The sequence below is a fragment of the Caballeronia choica genome (assembly GCF_001544535.1).
Lineage (GTDB): Bacteria > Pseudomonadota > Gammaproteobacteria > Burkholderiales > Burkholderiaceae > Caballeronia > Caballeronia choica.
In genome coordinates this window covers 1-3,625 of record NZ_FCON02000322.1, presented here as the reverse complement: position 1 = coordinate 3,625, position 3,625 = coordinate 1, and the positions used below count along the sequence as shown (strand labels likewise).

The following is a 3,625-nucleotide window of genomic DNA, read 5'->3' as shown; positions in this document are numbered from 1 at the left end:
TTATGTGGAATTGAAAGATTTTTTATCAACGCCTCTTGTTCTTCGACGAGGCAGGCCGATTGGGCGTCGGTGTATCTTCGAGCCTCTTGAGCAGGCGGTCTATGGCTTTTTGATCGCCTTCCACTGCTGCACGCTCATCGTCCGTCAGCGGTATTTCCTGCAGCATTCGTATCATGCCGGTCTTCGATTGGATCAGATCGGCGCGCGACGATTCCTTTGGAACGTAGAAGTCACAACGTGCGCAAGCCATGCGGTGTGGACATTGATCGAAGAATTCGTACGAGCAGAGACCGTGGCCGAGATCGTAATAACGCCATGGCTGATCCCTTCGGCCATCGTCGATTGCTTGGCGGTCGACGAGCACCTCCATCATTCGCAGGTTGCGCTGGAAGTACTGTGCCTCCGAATAGGCGCGGGCGAGCCGGGTCGGCGTGAACGCCACGTAGTGTTGAGTGGTTACCGGTGAGCGATGACCGAGCCACGCCTGCAGTTCGAACAGTGTCATCGGTTCCCTGGCATTGAAGAGCTGACTCGCAATGGTCGAACGGGCCCGGTGGCTGCTGATCTGTCCACGGGCATCCGCACGCGGAATGCCCGCCTTCCGGCAAAGAAGAGGGATCAGGCTTTGGTTTAGGTATTCGCGTGGAAGTGACCTTGCGCGATACGAGAACAGGAAGTCAACTCGCTCGCTCGTCTTGATATCGAGCGCCGCTGGTTGCGTGGGGCGAACGCGCTCCCAGGCGGTGAGCGCTTCGCCGACGATGGTGTCGATTGGTTTGGTAAATGCCGTTCCCGTCTTGTGAACTGGAACGTCGAGCATCCAGCACTGAGTACTTTGTTGCCCTATTGATGGTTCCGTGTGCACGCAGCCGACTCGCAATCGGACAATCTCGTCGCTGCGTAGTCCTGCAAATAGCCAGACGATGCTCAACGCCTGCAGCAGCTCAAGCGGATAATAGCCACCGCTGCGATGAATACTCCCTGTCGGATGGCGATTGCCTGTCGTGGTGCCACCATGCCCGGGAAGATCGGCGAGCGTCAGATTAAGACCTGCCCAGAGCAGTTTCGCCCAGAGGTCATCGGCAATGACGCGTGGTGCAGGTCCGATCAAGGCCTTGATTGAGCGAGGCGTTGCAAAGGCCCGAAACGGATCAAAGCGGCGCGGGATCCATTCCCACTCTTGAATATTGGCGAAGAAGCATCGCATCGCGACAAGGAAGGCATCCTTCGATCGCGCTGTCGCCGGTTTGCCGAGCTTCATGCCGACGGCAGCAGTTCTCCAAACGTAGTCGCCGACATGCATGCGTTCAACCGCGCCAACGTATTCCGCCGCCAGTTCGCGGGTCCACTGATCCGCACAAGTGATTTCCGGGTGACAGGCTTGCAACCAGCGGCCGGCCTTCAGGACCATATCGCGCATATGGCCACGTGTGGATATTGTCAGCGTACTGGTCGCCTCCCATCTCTCGACCGTGCTGACCCAGGCCGCAGCAATGCCAGCAATCCTCATTTCATGAATGGATTCCCTGTCCACCCCGTTTCGCACTTCGGGAGCGGCCCGAAGTATCCCGAGTGTCGCCAGGACACGCGCGAGTTGGAAGTACAGGGAGCTGCGATAGTTCGAGTTGTGGCGGCGGGCGCGAATGGACTCAATGAACTCGCCTGTCAGCGACGCGAGGTCGGGGCGCTGGTTAATGAGCAGCAGCTCTGCAATCAGGCTCATCAGAGGCTTGCAATTGTTGCAATAGCCCCAAGTCGTTGAGATGTCGGTAACCTGCTTTAGCGTGGCAGCTATCCGTTCCTTGCCGAAGATCTTCTCGGCCAAGGCGACGCGTTTCACGCCACCGAGACTGGGAATGTCGCCGAAGCAGCGCAGCAGGTACGCAACCGCCATCAATGCTTGGCGCTCGCCACCGGCGTACGGCTTCGGTACGTGGGCAGCGTAGAAAGCTTCCTGAGTGGTCCCGATAACTGTGCGCCAGACTGTCGCGTCCCAGGCCCAGAACGTTGTTCTTTGCATAGCGCAATGCTGAAGAAGCATCAGTCTGACGCGGTCACCGTAAACACGCTTGCCATCAACAATAGCGAGCGCATGGTTGATCGGCGTAAGCAGACGTTCAAGACCTGACAACTTTATGAGCATCGCTCTTACCGTGCGCTCGGTTTCCATGACGCGTGGAAGCTCCCGCGTCAGCACGCGCTGTTCCGTAGTAGTCAGGCGGCTTCTGCAATCATAGTCCGTGGTCTGGATCGGCCACGTCCACAGACAGGGGTCAGGCTTGGGTGCGCGTGCAGCCCGGGACGAGTTCATCACCTTTACTCCGCATCGGCGACACAAGCCAGGGCGTCGACACGCCACGCGTGGATCTGACGCATGGTCTTCGCGAAACGCTCGGCTAGATCATGTCCCGACAGATGCACGTACTGCCTGGTCGTCTCCAGATTCTGGTGACCGGCAAAACGGGCAATCTCGTGCAGTTGCCAGCCCGAGCGGGCGAGATCGGTCAGACAAAGATGGCGCAGCGTATGGGTCGAGAACGCCGGAACATCGGCACGAAGCGCAATGGATCGGACTACCTTGGACCATGTCCATAGCGTGATGGGCGCCCCATGGTTGCGGGGTGATTCGGATAGGAACAGGGCGTGCCGATCTCCGGCAAGGACATGCCGGTGGCGAAGGTAGTCGCGCAGGAGTTCGCCGGAAGTATCGGAATACGGCACGACACGCTCGCGGCGCCCCTTGGTCGTCTCTGCCCGGATACGCAGCAGCCGATGGGCCGGATCGAGATCGCTGCCCCGAAGCTGGCACAGTTCCTCCCGACGAAGCGCCGCATCATAGGCAAACGCCAGCATGCATCTATTACGCTTCGGTTCGTCGCGGACCACATCCAGCAGGGCCATCCACTGCGCCTCCGTTGGAATCCACGGCAGCTTGTGAAACTTCTGGATGAGGCTTCGTTCGCCGCACGCGCCAAAGTGGCTGGATGCCGTATAGCGGCCACGGCTGACAGGGTTGGTCCTGATGAGCCCCTCGTCAACCAGGAACTCGAACAGTAACCGGACTGCGGTAAGACGCTGCTGCAGCGTTGCGTTCGACAGGAAACCGCCTGAGTCGATGCGAATCACATTCGCATTCGCTCGTCTTGGCTGAGTCCGCAGCTCGCCGACATACTGTGCGATGGTCTCGCGCGATACGCTGCGCAGATCGAGGGAGCGGTCCTGCGCAAATCGAAGGAAGCCTTCCACTGCGTTCATGTAGGCGGCGACCGTGTTCCTTGCCAGGCCCAGCATCACGCAACTTTGTATCCAGCGTCGAGCGTAAGAGTTCGAGGCGATAAGTGGATACCGTTCCCAAACCGGTTCGACAACAGCGTTGCTTGCAGTCATGATTCGCTCCTCTTGCGAGGGATGCTGCCTCGTCACTACGTGACGATCCAGCATGAGCAGGTAAAACAGCATCGTCTTCGGCACGGGTTATCCACCGGGCCGCTCGCCATTCGCTATAGAAGAGCGGGCGGCGGCCCCGTGGATAACCCTGCGTGATCTCGTTTCGGGACGCCCAGCGTGTTACGCCAACAAAAACGTTGGCTTACCGTAGCACAAATCCAATTCCAAATAACTTATA

Annotated in this window: 2 protein-coding genes; both read right to left on the bottom strand. The window is 58.7% G+C overall.

Going from position 1 to position 3,625, the window contains the following annotated elements:
• Window positions 1-25: 25 nt before the first annotated feature.
• A complete protein-coding gene (locus tag AWB68_RS43200) occupies window positions 26-2,170 on the bottom strand; it encodes a tyrosine-type recombinase/integrase (RefSeq protein WP_160110185.1) in 2,145 nt (714 codons plus the stop codon).
• A 146-nt stretch (window positions 2,171-2,316) separates the two neighbouring features.
• Window positions 2,317-3,387 carry a tyrosine-type recombinase/integrase gene (locus AWB68_RS43195; RefSeq protein WP_087650222.1) on the bottom strand — a complete coding sequence of 357 codons (1,071 nt, stop codon included), beginning with the start codon at window positions 3,385-3,387 and terminating at the stop codon, window positions 2,317-2,319.
• Window positions 3,388-3,625 lie beyond the last annotated feature (238 nt).

Bases quoted from the DNA above. Each gene is read 5' to 3' on its own strand.
- AWB68_RS43200 (WP_160110185.1), bottom strand. From the start codon at position 2,170: ATGGAAACCGAGCGCACGGTAAGAGCGATGCTCATAAAGTTGTCAGGT.
- AWB68_RS43195 (WP_087650222.1), bottom strand. From the start codon at position 3,387: ATGACTGCAAGCAACGCTGTTGTCGAACCGGTTTGGGAACGGTATCCA.